The sequence below is a fragment of the Candidatus Pelagibacter sp. Uisw_101 genome (genome assembly GCF_047727615.1).
Classification (GTDB): domain Bacteria; phylum Pseudomonadota; class Alphaproteobacteria; order Pelagibacterales; family Pelagibacteraceae; genus Pelagibacter.
The window spans coordinates 956706-975695 of record NZ_CP159821.1 but is presented as its reverse complement, the minus strand read 5'-3'; the positions used below and the strand labels follow the sequence as shown (position 1 = coordinate 975695).

The following is an 18990-nucleotide window of genomic DNA, read 5'->3' as shown; positions in this document are numbered from 1 at the left end:
TTATATTTTGTGATAGTTATCAACACCAACAGTGAAGTTAGTTCCTGTTAACGGAACTTTAGCTAATGCAGATGATTCCATTGTTAGAGCAGCTAAATCCTCAGGCTCTAATGAGTGAATATTAGTTTTACCACAAGCTCTTGCTAAAAGTTGAGCCTCTAATGTCATTGCATGAAGGTAATTATAAACTCTTAATGCAGCATCATCAGGATTTAATCTAGCTCTTAATTTAGGATCTTGCGTTGCAACACCAACTGGACAACGACCAGTATGACAGTGATAACATTCCCCAGCCTTTACACCCATTTCTTTTTCAAAATTTGCTTCTGGTATATCTTTATTACAGTTTAAAGCCATTAAAGCACCAGTCCCAATTGCTATTGCATCAGCACCTAAGGCTAAAGCCTTCGCCATATCAGCACCATCTCTAACACCACCTGCATAAATTAAAGTTACTTGTCCAGTTTTACCAACATCGTCAATAGCTCTTCTTGCTTCTCTGATTGCGGCAATTCCTGGGATACCAGTATTCGCAGCAGCTATGTGAGGACCGGCTCCTGTTGAACCTTCCATACCATCTAAAAATATTGAGTCAGGATTACATTTTGCAGCCATACGAACATCGTCATAAACTTTTGATGCACCTAGTTTTAATTGAATTGGTACTTTGTTTTTTGTAAGTTGTCTTAATTCTTCAACTTTTAAAGCTAGATCATCTGGACCTAACCAGTCGGGGTGTCTTGCTGGAGACCTTTGATCAATACCAGATGGTAGAGATCTCATTTCTGCAACTTGATCAGTAACTTTTTGACCCATTAAATGTCCACCCATTCCAACTTTTTGTCCTTGACCAATAAATACTTCAATTGCATCAGCTAGTTGAGCGTGATGAGGATTAAAACCATATCTTGATTGAATACATTGGTAATACCATTTTTCAGAATATCTTCTCTCATCTGGAATCATTCCACCTTCACCAGAACATGTTGCGCTTCCAGCCATAGTTGCTCCTCTTGCTAGAGCAGTTTTTGCTTCATAAGAAAGTGCACCAAAGCTCATACCTGTAATATATACTGGTATATCTAGTTCAATTGGGTTTTCACAATTTGGTCCGATTATAGTTTTTGTTTCACATTTTTCTCTATAACCCTCAATTACAAATCTTGTAAGAGTTCCTGGTAAAAAAACCAAATCATCAAATGTAGGAATTTTTTTCATTAATGCCATTCCACGCATTCTGTATCTTCCAAGTTGAGCTTTAATATGAATATCGTCTATAACTTCAGGAGTAAAAATAGCGTTGTGACCTAATAGACTTTTGTTTCTTTTGCCCTCTTCGTGTGCATGAACATCAGCTTTACCACCAACACTTCCATTAGTTTTTTTTAATTTTTTACTATTTTTTTTAACTTTCTTTTTAGCCATTAGATAGCTCCTTTCTTTTCATGAGGTTCTAGGTTATCATAGTTCCAAAGTTTTTTCCCTGCGACTATTTTTGTCATTTTACTGACATCAAATTTTTCACCTATCTCTGCAACTTTTAATTTTCTTTTTAACCAATCTTGATCACTGTCTGTAAGATCTGATGGAACAGCATCACTTCCAAATGATCCTATTTTTCCACCAATGAATATTGTTCCATCATACATTGAGTCACCTAAATTTATTCCAACATCACCTAGAATAATAATTCTTCCTCTTTGCATCATAAAACCTGTAAAAGCTCCAGCATCACCACCAACAATGATAGTTCCACCCTTCATGTCAATACCAGTTCTTGCACCAACACTTCCTTTGCAAATTAAATCACCACCTCTTATAGCGGCACCAAAGCAAGATCCTGCATTTTTCTCTATAACAACTTTTCCTGCCATTAAGTTTTCAGCACAAGACCAGCCAACTCTACCATTAATTCTAACAGTAGGTCCATCACAAGAACCCATACCAAAATAACCCAAACTTCCTTCAAAAATTAAGTTTAATTTATTTAAAATACCAACACCTAAACTATGTTTTCCTTGAGGGTTTTTAATAACAATTGTTCCAAAACCTTGGCTCATTAAGTTATCAATTTCTTTATTAGCTTCTGGAGCTGTCATTTCTTTAACATCTAGATCTGTTCTTTTATTAAAATCTACATCATAAGTTCCAAAATAATAAAGATTTTCACCTTCGTCAGGATTAAAAAATTTTTGCTGAGTTCTTCCTGTTAAAACTTCTGTGTGCATACCCATTGACTGGGACTTTGTTTTTTTCTCTGTAGTCTTTAAATTTGCCATACTTTTACCTCTCCATCATATGGATCATATGTATCAATTTCTTGAGGAAGAATTGCTCTAATTGCAATTTCTTCAGATCCCATTGCTATTAAATTATCAGACTCATAAAGAACTAATGGTTTTGCTGCCATTGTATCTTTTGCCATTCCTAATGAGTCTTTTGTTGCAACAAAGTAAGTAAATACTCCATCAAGACCTGTTAAAGAATCTTTCATACCTTCTTCAAGGGTTGCACCATCCCTCAATTTTTTTGCTAGATATACTGCAATTAATTCTGAATCACATTCAGACATAAATCTCATACCTTCGTTTTCTAGCATTCTTCTATTATTCCAATAATTTGTTAACTGACCATTATGAACTACAGACACATCGCTAAATGGATATCCCCAAAAAGGGTGGGCTGATTTAATATCTACACCAGATTCAGTTGCCATCCTTGCATGGCCGATTGCATGTGTCCCCACAACTTTATCTAAATTATATCTATCACAAACGTCTTTTGCATTACCCAAATCTTTAATAACCTCTAAAGACTTACCCATAGAAAGAATTTCAACACCAGGAACGCTCTCGATTTTTCTAGAAAACTCTCTTAAGTCTTTTTCGTCATAATTAACCTCATATCTTAAAGAGTAGGGAAGTATTCTTTCTTCTTTAATAATTTTTGCACCCATACCTAAAATATATGACTTAACTATTTTAATTCTTTCATCATAAACAGAAGTCTCTTCACTTACTGACGAACTACCTTCACCAACATTTTCTCCAACCTTAAACCGCATAATGAAATTTTTCCCATCTGTATCTCCATAAAGTGCATAGCCAGTAGAATCTTCTCCTCTATGCTTTAATGCTTGAAGCATTCCTTGCAATTGAGTTCCAATGTTCACTGATTTATCTTTATAAATTAATCCTGCTATTCCACACATATATTTCCCCTATTTTTATTAAAGACTATGGTAGGCAGTCCAGATACGTATCTAGATCCCACTGTGTTGTTGCACCTAAAAATTTTTCCCATTCATCATTTTTATACCAATGGAAAACTTTATACATTTCATCTGGCATAGCTGATTTTATAACCTCATCATCTGCTAAACGGTTTAAAGCTTCACCAAGACTCATTGGTAGTTTTTTAACTATTTTTCCAGCAGCTTGAGCATCATACATACTTCTAGACTCAGGTTTTCCTGGATCAATGTTATTTGTTATTCCGTCATCAAAACATTTTAATAACCCAGATCCCATTAAATAAGGATTATGCATTGAATCAACTGAACGATATTCAAATCTTCCTGGCGCAGATACTCTTAATCCACAAGTTCTATTTTGAAATCCCCAGTCAGCATAAACAGGAGCCCAAAAACCAGTATCCCATAATCTTCTATATGAGTTTACGGTTGAAGAACCGATTGCTGTTAAGGCGCCCAAATGCTTCATTACTCCACCAATTGCTTTTAATCCAATTTTACCTGGTAATTGAATATCATTAGTGTCTGGCATAAAATAATTAGTTCCACCTTCAACATAAGTAAAAACATCATCCATCGCCGGTATAGATTTATGAGATAATTTATTAATTTTATCTTTTCCACCTTTCCATAAAGACATATTAGTGTGACAACCACTTGCGGAAACACCCATAAATGGTTTTGTCATAAAACAAGCTATTAAATTAAACTCTCTAGCAACCTGCGCACAAATTTGTCTATAAGTTGAAAGTCTATCTGCATTTCTTAAAACATCATCATACATCCAGTTTAATTCTAATTGTCCTGGTGCATCTTCATGATCTCCTTGAATCATGTCAAAACCCATTGCTCTTGCGTATTTAAAAACTTGCATGAAAACTGGTCTTAACGATTCAAATTGATCAATATGATAACAATAAGGTTTAGAAAAACCTTTACCAGTAGGCGAACCATCCTCATTTTTAGTTAACCACATCATTTCTGGCTCTGTCCCAACTCTTAATTGGTAACCATGTTTCTTTTTAAATTCTTGAGCGTGTATTCTTAAATTTCCACGACAATCTGATGTTAAATGTGCACCTGGATTATCTCTTTCTTCTCTATTTCTAAAGCAAGTAACAAATACTCTTGCAACTTTTTTATCCCATGGAAGCTGACAAAATGTTTCAGGATCAGGTATACCAACTAGCTCTTTAGCTTCTGGTCCATAACCAATATAATCTCCATGACGATCGACAAATAAGTTTGCTGTAGCCCCGTAAACTAATTGAAATCCTTTTTCGCAAGTTCTTTCCCAATGATCAGTAGGAATACCTTTACCTACAACTCTTCCAGTTACAGAAATAAATTGAAAATAAATATATTCAACACCTAACTCGTTAATTTTAGCTCTAACTTGCTTAACTAATTTGTCTCTACCTGGTTGTCTAACGTGTCTATCTAAATCTGTCATTATCTCTCCCTCTAATGAATTTTTATTTAAGGAACCGTAACTGAAAAAATTATTTGTGTCTAGGCTTGAAGTTTAACTCCAAGGGAAAGGACTGTTAGAGGTTGGATGAAGTTCACCCTTCTCGTAACGGTTGAATCTAAACGGTTTTAATAATTCACTTTCAGTTCCCAAAATTTCTTGTGCAACAAGCTCACCTACACCAATCATTTTATATCCGTGGTTTGCATCTGCTATCATGTAAACATTTTCTAAAAATCTATCGAATATAGGAAAATTGTCTGGTGTCATACATCCAAGACCACCTGAGGGTCCTTTTCTATATAGACCAGATTTACCTTCAAACCTTTTATGACAATGAGCTAAAGCTGAACACCACATATCATTAAATGATTCTGTTGTTTGAAATTCAGGAGACTCAAGTCCATAAGGATCAATATTTACTTTATCAAAATGTTTATCAACTATGTAAGGAGATGTTCCACCCTGAACACCAAGCCCTTCAATGTCTGGCTTATAATAAATTCCCCAAAGTTCATCTGTAATTAGTTTTTTAGTTGTGTCAGAATATAGAGGGGCAGTTGAGTCAACATGCATTACAGGAGGCTGACCACCATCATTCATTCTTAAAAAATCTTTATCAACACCAATAACACCTTCTTGTAGCATCCAATATTTCCACATATCTTCTTTATGAAATTTTCCATCTTGTCCTTTAATATTTGCAACTTTTGGAAGATCTAACATGTTCCAAAAATCTCTAACCCAAGGACCAGCACCAACAACTACTTGTTCGCACTCAATAATTCCCTTATCTGTTTCAACACCTGTAACAGCTTTGCTATTGCTTCCTCTTTTAAATCCTGTAACCGTCACACCCTTAATAACCTCAACACCATTTGTAGTAGATTTTTCTTCTAGAGCTTTTATGGAAGCTTTGTTGAATGCATAACCACCTTTTTTTTCATGAAGTATGGATGTGATGCCTTGTGCTTGCCAATCATCAAACATACCTTTCATGTATTTAGTACATTCTTTTTCACCTTCAATAAATTCTGATTCGTAACCAATAGCTTTTTGCTGCTCATAAATTGTAGCAACATCTTCGTGCATAACCTCTGGAGATATTTGTAAATACCCTACAGCATTATATTTCCAAGCTTTTGGATCACTTTCCCATACTGATACAGAATGAGCCATTAACTCTCTCATAGCTGGTTGAAAATAATTATTTCTTATAACACCACAAGCAATTCCACTTGCACCTGCTGCAGTATCTTTTTTTTCAAGAATTACAATGTCACCAGGATTTTTATAAGTTTCTGAAAGTTTCCAAGCTGTACTAAGGCCATGAATTCCGCCTCCGATGATTACTACTTTAGCTTTAGTTGGTAGTGTTGACATATGAAAACATTATTTTTTCTAAAAAGTAATTAATATAATTATATTTATAACTAAATTTTATATATAAAAGATATCAACTTAAAGAGATTGTTGAATTAGGTGCTAATAGCTTAGCTTTTTTAAAGTAGCCAGGTATTGTTTAAACTCATTAATAAAAGTCTCAGTAGGTATAATATTTTTTATTCGCTGATCAGTTGAAGTTTTTTCCAAACGAAAGAATCCTTTCTCACAAGCCTCATTAATTATCAAAGCAGATTTTGGCCTAGAGGTTTTAAATAATTTTGTTTTTAGCCCTTCAACAGAAAGCTTTTCATTAAGTTTATGCGCTGACATTACAAGTAACATCATATGATAATGTGAAGGAGATTTTCTAAAAAAATAGTTACTAGATGTATGTGATTGCTTCATCTGGTCTTCCCAAAAATTTAAAAGATCTTTGCTGTTATCGGTCATTTTATTATGCTCTAACTCTTGATTTTGTTGGATCATAGAAAGGGAAGGGAACAACTTTTGCACCAATTCTTTTTTGATGACCGTCAAGCTTACCAATCTCAACTTCCGTTCCTATCTCTGCATATTTTACGTCAATTTTACAAAGTGCAATATTTTTTCCAAGTTTAGGGGATAGCATTCCACTTGTTATTACACCCACTTGACCACGACCAATATGAACACAATCTCCATTTACTGCTGGTTCATGACCAACCAATTCCAAACCAACTAATTTTTTTTGTGGATTTGCTTTTCTTTTAACTAACTCTTCTTTACCTATAAAATCATCTTCTTTAGTTTTAAGTGGAACGGTAAAACCAATACCTGCTTCAAATGGATCTGTTTGATCATCGAACTCGTAACCATAAAAAATTAGTCCAGCTTCAATACGAACCATGTCTAAAGCTTCTAAGCCTAATGGAGTAATATTAAACTCTTTACCAGCTTCCCAAACTTTATCCCAAACCTCCGCAGCATCTTTTGGATGACACCAAATTTCATAGCCAAGTTCACCAGTGTAACCTGTTCTTGAAACAACAATTGGCGTACCTGTTTCATGATCTATTCTTGCAATATTAAATCTGAACCATTCAAGTTCAGTGATGGATGGTTGTATAGGAGGCGTCCATACAAATTTTTCTAAAATTTTTCTACTATTTGGTCCTTGAACTGCAATGTTGTGAATATGATCTGTTGCAGATTTAATCCAAACTTTATAATTTTTTTTTTTAGCTTGTTCTTTTAACCATTCACCACTGTATTCATCTCCACCAATCCATCTAAAATTATCTTGTCCTAATTTAAATAAAGTACCATCATCTAACATGCACCCATTTTCATAACACATGGCTGTATAAACAACTTGTCCTATAGATAATTTTTTTACATTTCTAGTAAGAGTATATTGCATTAAATTTTCTGCATCAGGTCCAAGAATTTCAAATTTTCTAAGAGGCGATAAGTCTGTTGCAATCACACTTTCTCTACAAGCTGTATATTCTTTTATAGTTCCTGAATTTGTAAAATTATTAGCAAGCCAAAAACCTTTATACTCAACAAAGTTTCTTGTTAGCTCTGAAGTTTTTTTATGGAAACCTGTTTCTTGAGTTAGTTTAGGTTCTGAGTCTGTTTTCATTCTAAATGCTATTGCTTTTGAATACTTTTTTTCCTTTGAATAAGTCCTAACAAAAATATCAGTGGGATTCCAGCCATTTGCACCATCAACATCACAAGGACAAGCTGATGATATACATGTTAGATCTTTTAAAGCTCTAAATAAAACATAATCTCCAGGTCTAGACCAAGGTTCATCAAAAGATGCAACATTATTAGCATCAATTGCAGTATTAAAAAAAAGATTTATTGCAGACCAACTTTTTCTAGAATTGATGTCATATTTATCCAGTCTATTATTAAAATTGTCAGTACAATTAATATGACCCATATAGCCCATATCTTCATAATATTTTGATGTGCAAGCAAGATTGAAAGTATCATGTCTTCCAACTGTATCTCTTACAACTTCAATCATAGCTTCATGATCACCATCATAAAACTTTGAAAACAAACCAGGCCCAGGGTAAGCACCACCCATAAAAGTTCGTGTTGCTTTATCATCAATAATACTTTCAATGCCGTCATTTAATTTTTGTGTATCAAAAGCTAGAAAATCAGAGCATTGCCTTCCGCCTGGATCAATTATCTGAATATATTCACCAGCTTTTACCTCATAAGTTTCAGCAGTTCTTCTCTTTACAAGTTGTTCAATAATTGGATCACCAAGCGGATCTGGCAAAATAAATTGTTCATCTGTTTCAATAAATTTAGCTTTATTTAAAAAAATTGTTAAATCTGTAGGTGGATTTTGTTCATGGACATTCATTGCATCACCAGGTGCAGCAATCATTACAATACATTTATCTTTTGAGGTTAATGTTATTTTTTCACCCACAAAACAATCTTCACTAAAAACAATTGATGATTTAGCATTATTTAAATCAAGGTTTTTATTCTTTAGCAGCTTTGAAATTTTTTCATCATTAACAATAGTTTTTTTTGAAAAATCTGCATTAGCATTTTCTTTCAAATTTAAAATAGATAAATCAGATTTACCTTTTGAATTAAAAACAATTATTTCACAAATTTGTCTTCCTTCTTCATTAATGATTTCTATTTTATCTTCTGGCAAAACTTCTATTATAGAGAGCCCGCCACCTCTTACAAAATATCTTTCAACTCCAGGTGGTAATGTTCTTAATCCAGGATTTCGTATATCGTTACTAGTATGCAGCATTGCCGGTATAAATTTAAATAATTTAACATTAGCTTAATATAATCAAAGGCCATTGACTATAAATTTAATAAGTGAGAACATGCTTACTTAAACATTAATATTAAGGAGAGAGAATATAATGAAAAAAATAGTATCATTAATATCTGCCTTGGTAATTTCAGCAGTTAGTTTTGCTGGAGTATCTAATGCAGCAGATAGTAAAAAACCTATCGTTATTCCAACTCATAACTGGTCTAGCCAAATTGTAATGGCTCATGTTATTGGTGGAATTTTCGAAAGTATGGGAAATAATGTAAAATATGTAAATACAGACTCACAAGCAGTTTATGAAGCAATTCGTATCGGCGATGTAAGTTTATCTCATGAAGTGTGGGAATCTGCGTTTGGAAAATCATTTACTACAGCGCTAGACAAAGGTGGTTTAGTTGACTGGGGAGATCATGAAGCTCGAACGCTTGAAGATATGGGATATCCAAACTGGGTTACTGAAAAAGGATTATGTCCTGGTCTTCCAGACTGGACTGCATTAAAAAATCCAGCTTGTGCTAAAAACTTTACAACACCTGACTCAGGTGGAAAAGGACGAATGCTAGAAGGTCCGCAAAGTTGGCATGGAGATTTAATACCTCAAAGGGTTGATGCTTTAGGACTTGGAGATCTTTGGACTGTTAAATTTGCTGGAAGTGCAGATGCACTTTGGGCAGAACTTAAATCAGCTGAAAAAGAAGGAAGAGGAACTATAATATTCAACTGGACACCAAACTTCACAGATGGTGCTGGTTTTACTTTTATAGATTTCCCTCCATATTCAGCAGGTTGTAGACCAGAAGATGGTGGTGATGGAAAATGTGGTTCGCCAGATGGTTATTTGAAAAAAGCTGTAACTGCAGACTTTCCAAAAACACATCCAGCAGCAGCAGCGGCATTTAAAAAAATGTCATTCTCTACAAGTCACATTGGTGCAATGGCTGCTTTAGTTGACCTTGACAAATTGACTCATGAAGATGCAGCTAAAAAATGGTTAGCTGATAATAAGAGTGTTTGGCAAGCTTTTACTAAATAAGGGTAACAGTTAATAAATTGAAATCTCTCCCAACAATGTTGGGGGGGATTTTTTTTAAAGAATGTGCTTTCGCACAAATTCAAATTACGGACTTTTTAATTAAATGATAAAGTTTTTTTTATATATATCTATCAGTCTATTAGTTTTTAATTCTTCTTTTGCAAAAAATATAGACATACAAGAGGATATTAAGATTGGTTTTGTATGTGAATTAGAAAAGAAAATACTCAAGAACTCAGAATATAATTATAAAACTTTTTTAGCAAAAGATTTAGATAATCAAAATTTAGATAAATTTGAAATCGATGCAAAGAGACCAGAAAAACTTTTGATTAATGGGTTATCATTGTTCCTCTCACAAACTGCAAAATTTGAAGTAAAAGTTGTAAATAAAGACATAGTTTTATTCAAAGCTTTTGATGAAAGAAAAAATTACTCAGAATCAGGTATAATTAACAGAAAATCAGGTGAATTAGTTCACGAAATTACAATAGGTATAAAAAGTGATAATCTTGAAAAAAATATTTCTTTTTACTTATGTAGCTAAATTTAAAAAAATGAAAAAATATTTATTTTATATAGCTTTAAGTTTTTTAGTTGCAACATCAGTATCAGCTCGAAAGACAGGTTGCGAAGGAAACTGTAAAGATGGCTTTGGTAAATGGACTTACACTGACAAAACAACATACGAAGGGAATTGGATTGGCACACAAAAACAAGGACAAGGAGTTGAGACTTGGCCTAATGGATATATTTATAAAGGTGAATTTAAAAATAGTGTGTGGAGTGGAAAGGGTATTTTGACCTTTCCAAACGGTGCAACTTATGATGGGGAATGGGCCAATGGGTTTATGAATGGAGAGGGAACATTTACATGGTCCGATGGAAAAGAAAAAAAAGGAATTTGGAAAAATGGCAAATTTCAAGAATAGATAAAAATGTTACAAAATATATATTTAAATAAATTAAAGAAGATATCTGAGCCAGTTAGACAGTTTGGAGGTCTTATCATCTTAATAATTATTGTAATTTTTTCCTTTGCTATCTTAAATAATATTTTTGGTGAGGGTGAAGAGCTAATTGCTAAAATGAAAAAAGAAGAAGAAAGAATTGCGGAGACAAGAAAGCAAAATGAACTGATTTCAAGTTTGCCATCAGGAATTTTAGTATTTTATGATGGAACTGATCATTATAAGTTGTCTTTAGAGCAATATGAAAAAGTCTGCAACGCAACAAAGATTATTCCTCAGCGCGCAATTATGGGTGCCAATTTTTTGAATTTTAGAGCACATCATATTTATACTATTAATGGAAATAAAATTGATGAAACGTTTGTTAAATGGAATAAGGAAAATAATAAATGCTTTGCAGGTTTTACAGTTAGTGGAAATAATGTTGGGGTAGATGAAAAAATTACTGTTAAAGGAGAGGTTTTAAATTTTTTAAGTACTGGAATTGATACAAGAGTTTATTTTATTAAAAATTTTTAAGGAGAAAAACGATAAGTATAAATAATATAAAAAGTGTTTTTTATTTTTATTTCATATAACTTATTAAAACATTATGACCGATACAGTAATCAAATGTGAATCTGTTTACAAAATTTTTGGAACAAATGCCAAAAAGATGCTTCAAGATGCAAATGGAAATGTAGATGCTAAAACATTTCAAGAAAACGGATGTATAGTGGGTGTGAATAATGCCTCTTTTGAGGTTTCAAAAGGTGAAATGTTAGTTGTGATGGGTTTATCAGGCTCAGGGAAATCAACTTTGTTAAGATGCATTTCTAGATTAACAGATGCAACTGCTGGAAAGATTTTTATAGAAGGTCAAGACTTACTCTCATTAAATAACAAAGAACTGATTGAACTTAGAAGAAATAAAATGGGAATGGTATTTCAAAGTTTTGCTTTGCTTCCTCATAAAACAGTTGTGGAAAATATTGCTTTCCCACTTCAAATCAAAGGCATTAAAACTAAAGATAGCATCAATAAAGCAATGGAAATGGTAAAGCTTGTTGGTCTTGATGGTAGAGAAAATTATTTTCCAAGAGAACTTTCTGGTGGACAACAGCAAAGAGTAGGTATTGCTCGATCATTGGCTGTTGAACCTGATATTTGGTTTTTAGATGAACCATTTTCTGCATTAGATCCATTAATTAGAAAAGAGATGCAAGATGAATTTTTGAGACTTCAAGAAAAATTACAAAAAACAATTATGTTTATCACACATGATTTTGATGAAGCTTTAAAACTTGCTGACCGTATTGCAATAATGAAAGATGGTATAATTGAACAACTAGATACCCCAGCTAACATTGTGTTAAATCCGGCCACAGAATACGTAAAAAAATTCACTGAAGAAGTTCCTAGAGAGAAGGTTTTAAAAATAGAAGATGTAATGGAAAAACCAAATAATGAAAATTTAAGTGATTTAAAAGTTTTAAGAAATCAAATAATTGAAAATGTAGCTGAAAAAATATTAACTCAAGAAAAGTCTGTATCTGTAATTGATGAAAACAATCAAATTGTTGGCACTGTTCATCCATCAAAAATAATACACACAGTTTTTGGTGGAAAAAAAAAAAATGATTAGAATATGGAATTATTAAAAAAATATCCAAAAATATTTCAATGGTTATTTTTGTTAGTTGCTTTTTTTACTTTATGTTTTGCAATTGATGTTCCAGAAACTTATAAATTTATTAGAGGTCAAGCAGAATTCATTAAAGATCCAAATCAAAGCACTTACACACTCTTTGGCGCAGAAGTAAGGTATTATGCATTTGATGTTTTTTGGAGATTACCTCCTTTACTTGGATGGCTACCTATTTGGATAAATGATTCATTATTTTTCTTAATGAATGATTGGATGCCAATGGAATTTTGGAATGAAGATACTCAAGAATTTAAAACTCGCCCTTTAGTTTTACAAATAACAAGAAATTTAACTTCATTTATAACATTTCTTATTGAATTAATTAGAGAGATTTTATTAGGTGGCGTTGAAACTATTGTTGCCTTTACAAGTTGGGATTGGATAAGTGAAAATTCTTGGGCAGAATTGCCAGGGTTACCTTGGACAATTGTTGCAGCGGGTGCAGCAATACTTGGGTATAAATTAAGTGGCAAGGGTTTAGCTTTATTCGCTGCTATAGTCATGATTTATATTTCTATCTTTGGTCAATGGAAACCTTCGATGCAAACACTTTCTTTTATATTGGTTGCAGCACCACTATCCTTTATTTTTGGTTTGGGCTTAGGGATTGCAGCATTCAAAAGTAAACGTGTTGAAAAAGCTTTATATCCAATACTTTTAGTTATGCAGACTATGCCTCAATACGCTGTATTGGTTCCTGCAATTGTTCTTTTTGGTGTTGGTGATCATGCTGGAGTAATTATAACCATGGTTGTAGCTGTTCCACCAATGATACTACTAACCTTGTTAGGTCTCAGAGGAGTATCGCCTGAGGTTATTGAAGCTGGCCGAATGAGTGGATGTAATAATTTACAGCTTATGTTTAAAGTACTAATCCCAACTGCAAGAAGAGATATTTTGATTGGAGTGAATCAAGTTATTATGGTGTGTTTTTCTATGGCAGTAATTTCAGCTTTTATAGGCGCCAAAGGTTTAGGATTTAATTTATTGTTAGCCTTAAATCAGCTAAACATCGGATTAGCGTTAGAAGCAGGTTTATGCATTAGTTTAATTGCGATATTACTAGATAAATTATCTTTAGCTTGGGCAAATAAACAAACAGATTATTTTGGCAACCTAACTTTCTTTGAACGTTATAAAAATTTATTATTTTTTTCTGGTGCAATATTGATTGGAATTATATTTGCTTATGTTGGATCTTTTTACTTTAAAGAAGGTTTTAATTATTTATATGAAATTCCTCACAACAAAGGAATATCAACTGCAGATTTTTGGAATAAAGGGGTTGATTGGATTTGGGATACTTTTTTTCAAACTTTAAAAATTTTTAATACATGGTTAATAGTAGATGTACTGCAGCCAATGCGAGCTGCTTATTTGCGTATGCCTATTGTTGCAACATTTGTTCTAGTTATGGGAGCTGGTTATATAATTGGAGGAATACGTTCAGCTTTAACAGTAGGGGGGTTAACATTATTTATAGCTTTAAGTCCATGGTGGGACAGAGCTTTAGTTACAACTTATATGGCAACTTTTGGAGTTATCTTATCTTGTATAATTGGTTTTACTGTTGGTACTTTATGTTTTCAGAATAAGCATACCACAAATTTTATGTTGGGAGTTTGTGATATTTTTCAAACATTCCCTTCATTTGTATACTTAATTCCAGTTATGATGCTTTTTGGAGTTACAGACACATCAGTATTAATTGCAGTAGTTGTTTATGCAACTATACCTGCCACAAGATATACGATTGAAGGATTAAGAAGTGTTCCATCTTCTTTACATGATGCAGCTTCAATGTCAGGTGTAACGAAGATACAAAGGTTGTTGAAAATTGAATTCCCTTTAGCACTTCCTCACATGATGCTTGGTTTAAATCAAACAATTGTATTTGCTTTATTTATGGTAATTATTGGAGCATTTATTGGAACTGAGGATTTGGGACAATATATTTTAAAAGCTATATCTGATAAAAAAGGTGCAGGTATAGGATTAACACTAGGTCTTTGTGTTGCTTTCATAGGATTGGTATTTGACCATTTAATTCGAACCTGGGTAAATAAAAGAAAAAAACACCTTGGTATAGACTAGTTAATATTTTTTCATTATCTATGTGGAGTATCTGTAACAATCATTTGATCTTTTACTTTTTCTCTAAAGTAAATATATATTCCAGCACTTATGATTATTGAAACACCAACAAATATTCTTGTTGTTGGAATATTATTAAACAATATATACCCTGTTAGTATTGACCAAATTATTAAAGAATATTCATAAAGCGAGACAACAGATGGAGACGCAATACTGTAAGCATTAAGTATAAAATAAAATGCAAAAGCCCCAATACACCCCATAACTATTATAAATGGCCAGGCATAAGATGGGTTTGTAAACCATTCTCTAAAAATAAATTGCAGTGCTGGATCACTAAAGTTGTTAAATTGTCCCTCACCTGTAAAAATAAAAAATAATATACTTATTAGAACAGCACCAAAATATAAATGTAACATTTGTGTATAAACATTATCTTTATCAGAAGTGATTTTTGTGATTGTCATTGATATTGAGTAGCATAACGCACAAGCAACAGGGGCTAATTTCATATAATCAAAATTTGTAAAATCTGGATTTAAAACCAAATATACCCCTATAAACCCAATAAAAATTGCTGACCATCTTCTAATACCAACTTTTTCTTTTAAAAATATTGTAGCCAAAATTGAAACAAAAAAAGGACTAGAAAAAAATAACGCATTGGCCATAGCAAGAGACATATATGTAAGAGAGATATAGAAAAAACTAAATCCAAAAAAGAAACATATAACTCTTAAGATTGTTAAAAAAGGGTAGTGTGTTTTTAAAATAATTTCTTGTTTAGAAAGCTTGAGATACCCAACTAATAAAATTAGTGCAACAAATGTTCTTCCAAAATATAATTCATATAATGCTGCATCTTGATAAATAAATTTTATCAAAGCATCTTGAATGGAGAATAGTATCATACCAAGAAGAATAAATAGAATGCCTCTTGGATTATTTTGTACTGGCGTCATGAATTAAGAATAAAATCAGATGCTCTTTCAGCTATCATTAATGTTGGTGCATTTAAGTTTCCACTGGTAATTTCTGGCATTACTGAAGCATCAACTACTCTTAAATTTTCAATTCCATGTACTTTAAGTTTTTGATCTACAACTGCCATATCATCAATTCCCATTTTAAGAGTACAAGAAGGGTGGTAAGCAGTCTCTGCTTTAGATCTAACGTATTCTTCATATAATTCATGAGTTTGAATATCTGATCCAGGACCAATTTCTTTACCAGCAAATGGTTTCATTGAACTTTGTCCAAGAATTTTTCTAGCTATTTTAATAGCCTCCACTGTTTGTTTGAGATCATCTTTATGTTCAAGATAATTAAATAAAATTTTTGGATAATCATAAGGGTTTGAAGTGTCCAATGTAACTGAACCTCTACTTTTTGGATGATTAGGGCTGGCATGTAATTGAAATCCATGTCTATCAGGCTCAACTAAGCCATGATCAATTACAAAAGCTGGAAAAAAATGAAATTGGATATTTGGATAGTCTCTTTCAGGAGAGGATTTAGCAAAACCACCTGCTTCTAGGAAGGACGTTGAGCAGGGTCCAGTTTTATTTAAAAACCATTGAATTCCTATTCTAAGCATATTGAATTTATTAACATATGAATACAGCGTGTCAGACGTTTTACATTCTTGCTGGATATAAGTTTCAAGATGATCTTGTAGGTTTTTTCCAACACCACTTAGGTTGTGAATAACTTCAATTCCCTTTTCTTTTAAATGCTCAGCTGCTCCAATGCCAGATAGTAAGAGTAATTGAGGAGAGTTAATTGAGCCTCCACTTAATATTACCTCTTTATTAACAAAAATATTTTCGACTTTATTCTTAATCTTAACCTTAATACCAATGGCTTTTTTTCCATCAAAGATGATCTTCTCTACGAAAGAGTCCGTGAAAATTGTTAAATTCTTTCTATTTTTAGCTGGATTTAAATAATGTTTAGAGACACTTGCTCTTTCTCCTTTATCAATTGTCACATCATACATACCAAAACCTTCTTGATTTTTACCGTTCATATCTGGGTTCATTTCATAACCAGCCTCAGTTGCAGAATCTACAAATGCTTTGAATAATGGGTTTTTATTTTTAGATTGATTAACAGGTAGCAAGCCATTCCCACCACGATATCTATTTTCCCCTTCAGACCAAGTTTCAATTTTCTTGAAATAAGGAAGAACTTTTTCGTAAGACCAATCTTTAAGTCCAAATGAAGCCCATCTTTCATAATCATTAGGATTACCTCGTACATAAACCATACCATTATGAGCAGAACATCCACCAATCATTTTTCCCCTAGGACAAAATAGTTTTCTGTTATTTAAATGAGGCTCTGGTTCAGAATAATATTTCCAATTATATTTTGGATCATGCATTGTATAAAGAATAGCAAGTGGCATTTTTACTTTCCAAATATCACTTGGTTTTCCAGCTTCGAATAAAGCTACTTTGTATTTTCCATTTTCAGTTAAACGATTTGCAAGAACACATCCTGCTGATCCACCACCAATAATAATATAATCATATTTCATATAGTTTTCCCTAATAGATTCTTAATAAATCAGAATTAATGAGGTTGATCACCCTCAATAGCTATTCTATCCATTATTCTTTCATAACCCAAACCTCTACCAGGATAAAAGTCTGCTATCGCATAATGAATAACACTTCTGTTATCCCATATCGCAACTGCATTTTCTGTCCAATTAAATCTACAAGTTAGATCTAATCTTGCCTGATGCTCAAATATCTTTTTTAATATTTCGTCACTTTCTATTTTATCCAAACCAATTATTTGTTTTGTATAAGTCCAATTTACATACAGTATTTTCTTTCCTGTTTCTGGATGAGTTCTCACTATTGGATGTTCATTCGAATACTCATCATAATTTCTTTTTTCATGACCTGACATACCTTTATAATTGTCTATAAAAAATTCTGCTCCAAGAGAGCTATGAATAGCTTTTTTATCTTTTATCTTTTTTTTAATTTTTTCATCGAGAGTTTCCCATGCTAGTTCCATATTAGAAAAACAAGTGTCTCCTCCCACAGGAGGGATCTTTATTGATTTTAAAATTACTGCTTTAGTTGGTTTAACGTTGTAACTAACATCAGTGTGCCAATTCTCCCCCCATTGATTTTTTTCTTCTTTAGTCTTTACAATTCTTACTATTTCAGGATAATTGTTTAATCCCTTCACATAAGCATGGTTTTCCAATGGACCCCAATTTTGAGCTAATGCAATTTGTTCATTGTGGGTGATATCTTGATTTCTAAAAAAAATTACTTTGTGTTCTAAAAGCAGGTTATTTATTTTTTCATAATTTTCTTTTGTTGAATCTTTAAGGTCTATACCTGTTATTTCAGCCCCAAGAGCTCCTGATAAAAGTTTGATTTCCATTAAAAGAATATATTTCTGGAAATTTATTTTGTCAAAATATATAAGGTTCCTATGACTTTAACTCAGGCTTATATGCTATTAATAGTTTCTATTTTTCTAGAAATTGCTGCAACAGGATCATTAAAAGCAACCGAAGGTTTTACCAGGTGGATTCCATCCTTAATATCAGTCGTTGCTATCAGTGGCTGTATGTATTTAATGTCTCATGTAATGAAGGTTTTACCAGTGGGTATTACCTATGCTACATGGTCAGGAGTTGGGATAGTAGCTTTAACTCTGATTGGAATTATTAAATATAAGCAAGTTCCAAATTTAGCAACTATTTTTGGACTAGCTTTAGTTGTAGTTGGAGTTGTAATTATTAATGTGATGAATAATACAAATATTGATAATTAGTTTATTTTTTTTAATTTAGTTGAGAATTTTAAACCTATATTATTAAAATTAATTTTATTTTTTTTAATAAATTCATTCATTATTTTAATTTTTTCATCCTCAAATTCAGCAACTTTTCTTTTATTTAAATCAACATATAGAGATAAGAATTCTATTGATGATGCTAAATACTCTTTTTCTTTATGGATCATTTCAAATTTATACTGAAGTCTTTTTTTGTCATGATCAAAATAGGTTAAATTTATATTCACTTCGTCACCCTCATTAACTTCTTGATCATAAGTGATATGAGATTCAACAACCATGGTACTTTTTTTTGTTGTTTTTGCTGAATTTTCTCCCATATTAAATTTTGTCATTAAAGTTTCAGCACCGTAAAGATCAAAAATTAAAACATAATAGGCGACATTCATATGATTATTATAATCAGTCCAATCTTTAATAATCTTCTGTGTATTTAACAATATAGACAT

18 protein-coding genes are annotated in these 18990 nt (G+C 32.4%); 7 read left to right on the top strand and 11 right to left on the bottom strand.

The window, feature by feature from the left end:
• From ABXT48_RS05230 to ABXT48_RS05200, 7 genes are all read right to left on the bottom strand, one after another.
• A complete protein-coding gene (locus ABXT48_RS05230; RefSeq protein WP_415277901.1) occupies positions 1-1425 on the bottom strand; it encodes an FMN-binding glutamate synthase family protein in 1425 nt (474 codons plus the stop codon).
• Positions 1425-2279, bottom strand: coding sequence for a GXGXG motif-containing protein (locus ABXT48_RS05225; RefSeq protein WP_415284999.1), 855 nt, complete (start codon positions 2277-2279; stop codon positions 1425-1427). The genes ABXT48_RS05230 and ABXT48_RS05225 overlap by 1 nt, the downstream gene beginning before the upstream one ends.
• Positions 2267-3211, bottom strand: coding sequence for a glutamine amidotransferase (locus tag ABXT48_RS05220; RefSeq protein WP_415285951.1), 945 nt, complete (start codon positions 3209-3211; stop codon positions 2267-2269). The genes ABXT48_RS05225 and ABXT48_RS05220 overlap by 13 nt, the downstream gene beginning before the upstream one ends.
• A 25-nt stretch (positions 3212-3236) precedes the next feature.
• On the bottom strand, positions 3237-4706 hold the full coding sequence (locus ABXT48_RS05215) for a glutamine synthetase family protein (protein WP_415295502.1): 1470 nt from the start codon (positions 4704-4706) through the stop codon (positions 3237-3239).
• Between the two features lie 72 nt (positions 4707-4778).
• Complete coding sequence (locus ABXT48_RS05210; RefSeq protein WP_415285949.1) at positions 4779-6107, bottom strand: NAD(P)/FAD-dependent oxidoreductase; 1329 nt, start codon at positions 6105-6107, stop codon at positions 4779-4781.
• A 102-nt stretch (positions 6108-6209) separates the two neighbouring features.
• Positions 6210-6560: a hypothetical protein gene (locus ABXT48_RS05205; RefSeq protein ID WP_415302740.1), complete on the bottom strand. Its 351-nt coding sequence runs from the start codon at positions 6558-6560 to the stop codon at positions 6210-6212.
• Between the two features lie 4 nt (positions 6561-6564).
• Positions 6565-8892: a DUF1989 domain-containing protein gene (locus ABXT48_RS05200; protein WP_415302738.1), complete on the bottom strand. Its 2328-nt coding sequence runs from the start codon at positions 8890-8892 to the stop codon at positions 6565-6567.
• A 118-nt stretch (positions 8893-9010) separates the two neighbouring features.
• Between ABXT48_RS05200 and ABXT48_RS05195 the strand changes: the two genes are divergently transcribed.
• The 6 genes from ABXT48_RS05195 (at position 9011) to ABXT48_RS05170 (ending at position 14707) form a co-directional block, all read left to right on the top strand.
• Positions 9011-9955: an ABC transporter substrate-binding protein gene (locus tag ABXT48_RS05195; RefSeq protein ID WP_415277889.1), complete on the top strand. Its 945-nt coding sequence runs from the start codon at positions 9011-9013 to the stop codon at positions 9953-9955.
• 103 nt (positions 9956-10058) lie between these two features.
• Complete coding sequence (locus tag ABXT48_RS05190; RefSeq protein ID WP_415285946.1) at positions 10059-10502, top strand: hypothetical protein; 444 nt, start codon at positions 10059-10061, stop codon at positions 10500-10502.
• A gap of 10 nt (positions 10503-10512) precedes the next feature.
• Complete coding sequence (locus tag ABXT48_RS05185; RefSeq protein WP_415277887.1) at positions 10513-10887, top strand: hypothetical protein; 375 nt, start codon at positions 10513-10515, stop codon at positions 10885-10887.
• A gap of 6 nt (positions 10888-10893) precedes the next feature.
• Entirely contained in the window at positions 10894-11445 is a 552-nt protein-coding gene (locus tag ABXT48_RS05180) for a hypothetical protein (RefSeq protein ID WP_415277886.1), read from the top strand.
• Between the two features lie 73 nt (positions 11446-11518).
• A complete protein-coding gene (locus ABXT48_RS05175; RefSeq protein ID WP_415302736.1) occupies positions 11519-12550 on the top strand; it encodes a quaternary amine ABC transporter ATP-binding protein in 1032 nt (343 codons plus the stop codon).
• A gap of 3 nt (positions 12551-12553) precedes the next feature.
• Positions 12554-14707, top strand: a complete 2154-nt coding sequence (locus ABXT48_RS05170) for an ABC transporter permease (RefSeq protein ID WP_415285944.1) — start codon at positions 12554-12556, stop codon at positions 14705-14707.
• A 14-nt stretch (positions 14708-14721) separates the two neighbouring features.
• On the opposite strand, the gene ABXT48_RS05165 is transcribed toward ABXT48_RS05170, so the two are convergent.
• From ABXT48_RS05165 to ABXT48_RS05155, 3 genes are read right to left on the bottom strand one after another with little or no spacing between them, the layout of a single operon-like run.
• Complete coding sequence (locus ABXT48_RS05165; protein WP_415285943.1) at positions 14722-15672, bottom strand: DMT family transporter; 951 nt, start codon at positions 15670-15672, stop codon at positions 14722-14724.
• Positions 15669-17252: a choline dehydrogenase gene (locus tag ABXT48_RS05160; RefSeq protein WP_415302734.1), complete on the bottom strand. Its 1584-nt coding sequence runs from the start codon at positions 17250-17252 to the stop codon at positions 15669-15671. The genes ABXT48_RS05165 and ABXT48_RS05160 overlap by 4 nt, the downstream gene beginning before the upstream one ends.
• 35 nt (positions 17253-17287) lie before the next feature.
• Complete coding sequence (locus tag ABXT48_RS05155) at positions 17288-18121, bottom strand: TauD/TfdA dioxygenase family protein (protein ID WP_415285941.1); 834 nt, start codon at positions 18119-18121, stop codon at positions 17288-17290.
• A 51-nt stretch (positions 18122-18172) separates the two neighbouring features.
• Between ABXT48_RS05155 and ABXT48_RS05150 the strand changes: the two genes are divergently transcribed.
• Positions 18173-18517 carry a DMT family transporter gene (locus ABXT48_RS05150; protein WP_415295521.1) on the top strand — a complete coding sequence of 115 codons (345 nt, stop codon included), beginning with the start codon at positions 18173-18175 and terminating at the stop codon, positions 18515-18517.
• On the opposite strand, the gene ABXT48_RS05145 is transcribed toward ABXT48_RS05150, so the two are convergent.
• Positions 18514-18990 (bottom strand): thioesterase family protein, encoded by a 477-nt coding sequence (locus ABXT48_RS05145; RefSeq protein ID WP_415285939.1) that lies wholly within the window; start codon positions 18988-18990, stop codon positions 18514-18516. The genes ABXT48_RS05150 and ABXT48_RS05145 overlap by 4 nt on opposite strands.

Coding starts and splice junctions, on each gene's coding strand:
- ABXT48_RS05195 (WP_415277889.1), top strand. CDS start 9,011: ATGAAAAAAATAGTATCATTAATATCTGCCTTGGTAATTTCAGCAGTT.
- ABXT48_RS05230 (WP_415277901.1), bottom strand. CDS start 1,425: ATGGCTAAAAAGAAAGTTAAAAAAAATAGTAAAAAATTAAAAAAAACT.
- ABXT48_RS05180 (WP_415277886.1), top strand. CDS start 10,894: ATGTTACAAAATATATATTTAAATAAATTAAAGAAGATATCTGAGCCA.
- ABXT48_RS05190 (WP_415285946.1), top strand. CDS start 10,059: ATGATAAAGTTTTTTTTATATATATCTATCAGTCTATTAGTTTTTAAT.
- ABXT48_RS05215 (WP_415295502.1), bottom strand. CDS start 4,706: ATGACAGATTTAGATAGACACGTTAGACAACCAGGTAGAGACAAATTA.
- ABXT48_RS05200 (WP_415302738.1), bottom strand. CDS start 8,892: ATGCTGCATACTAGTAACGATATACGAAATCCTGGATTAAGAACATTA.
- ABXT48_RS05150 (WP_415295521.1), top strand. CDS start 18,173: ATGACTTTAACTCAGGCTTATATGCTATTAATAGTTTCTATTTTTCTA.
- ABXT48_RS05155 (WP_415285941.1), bottom strand. CDS start 18,121: ATGGAAATCAAACTTTTATCAGGAGCTCTTGGGGCTGAAATAACAGGT.
- ABXT48_RS05170 (WP_415285944.1), top strand. CDS start 12,554: ATGGAATTATTAAAAAAATATCCAAAAATATTTCAATGGTTATTTTTG.
- ABXT48_RS05175 (WP_415302736.1), top strand. CDS start 11,519: ATGACCGATACAGTAATCAAATGTGAATCTGTTTACAAAATTTTTGGA.
- ABXT48_RS05220 (WP_415285951.1), bottom strand. CDS start 3,211: ATGTGTGGAATAGCAGGATTAATTTATAAAGATAAATCAGTGAACATT.
- ABXT48_RS05165 (WP_415285943.1), bottom strand. CDS start 15,672: ATGACGCCAGTACAAAATAATCCAAGAGGCATTCTATTTATTCTTCTT.
- ABXT48_RS05210 (WP_415285949.1), bottom strand. CDS start 6,107: ATGTCAACACTACCAACTAAAGCTAAAGTAGTAATCATCGGAGGCGGA.
- ABXT48_RS05145 (WP_415285939.1), bottom strand. CDS start 18,990: ATGTCTATATTGTTAAATACACAGAAGATTATTAAAGATTGGACTGAT.
- ABXT48_RS05205 (WP_415302740.1), bottom strand. CDS start 6,560: ATGACCGATAACAGCAAAGATCTTTTAAATTTTTGGGAAGACCAGATG.
- ABXT48_RS05160 (WP_415302734.1), bottom strand. CDS start 17,252: ATGAAATATGATTATATTATTATTGGTGGTGGATCAGCAGGATGTGTT.
- ABXT48_RS05185 (WP_415277887.1), top strand. CDS start 10,513: ATGAAAAAATATTTATTTTATATAGCTTTAAGTTTTTTAGTTGCAACA.
- ABXT48_RS05225 (WP_415284999.1), bottom strand. CDS start 2,279: ATGGCAAATTTAAAGACTACAGAGAAAAAAACAAAGTCCCAGTCAATG.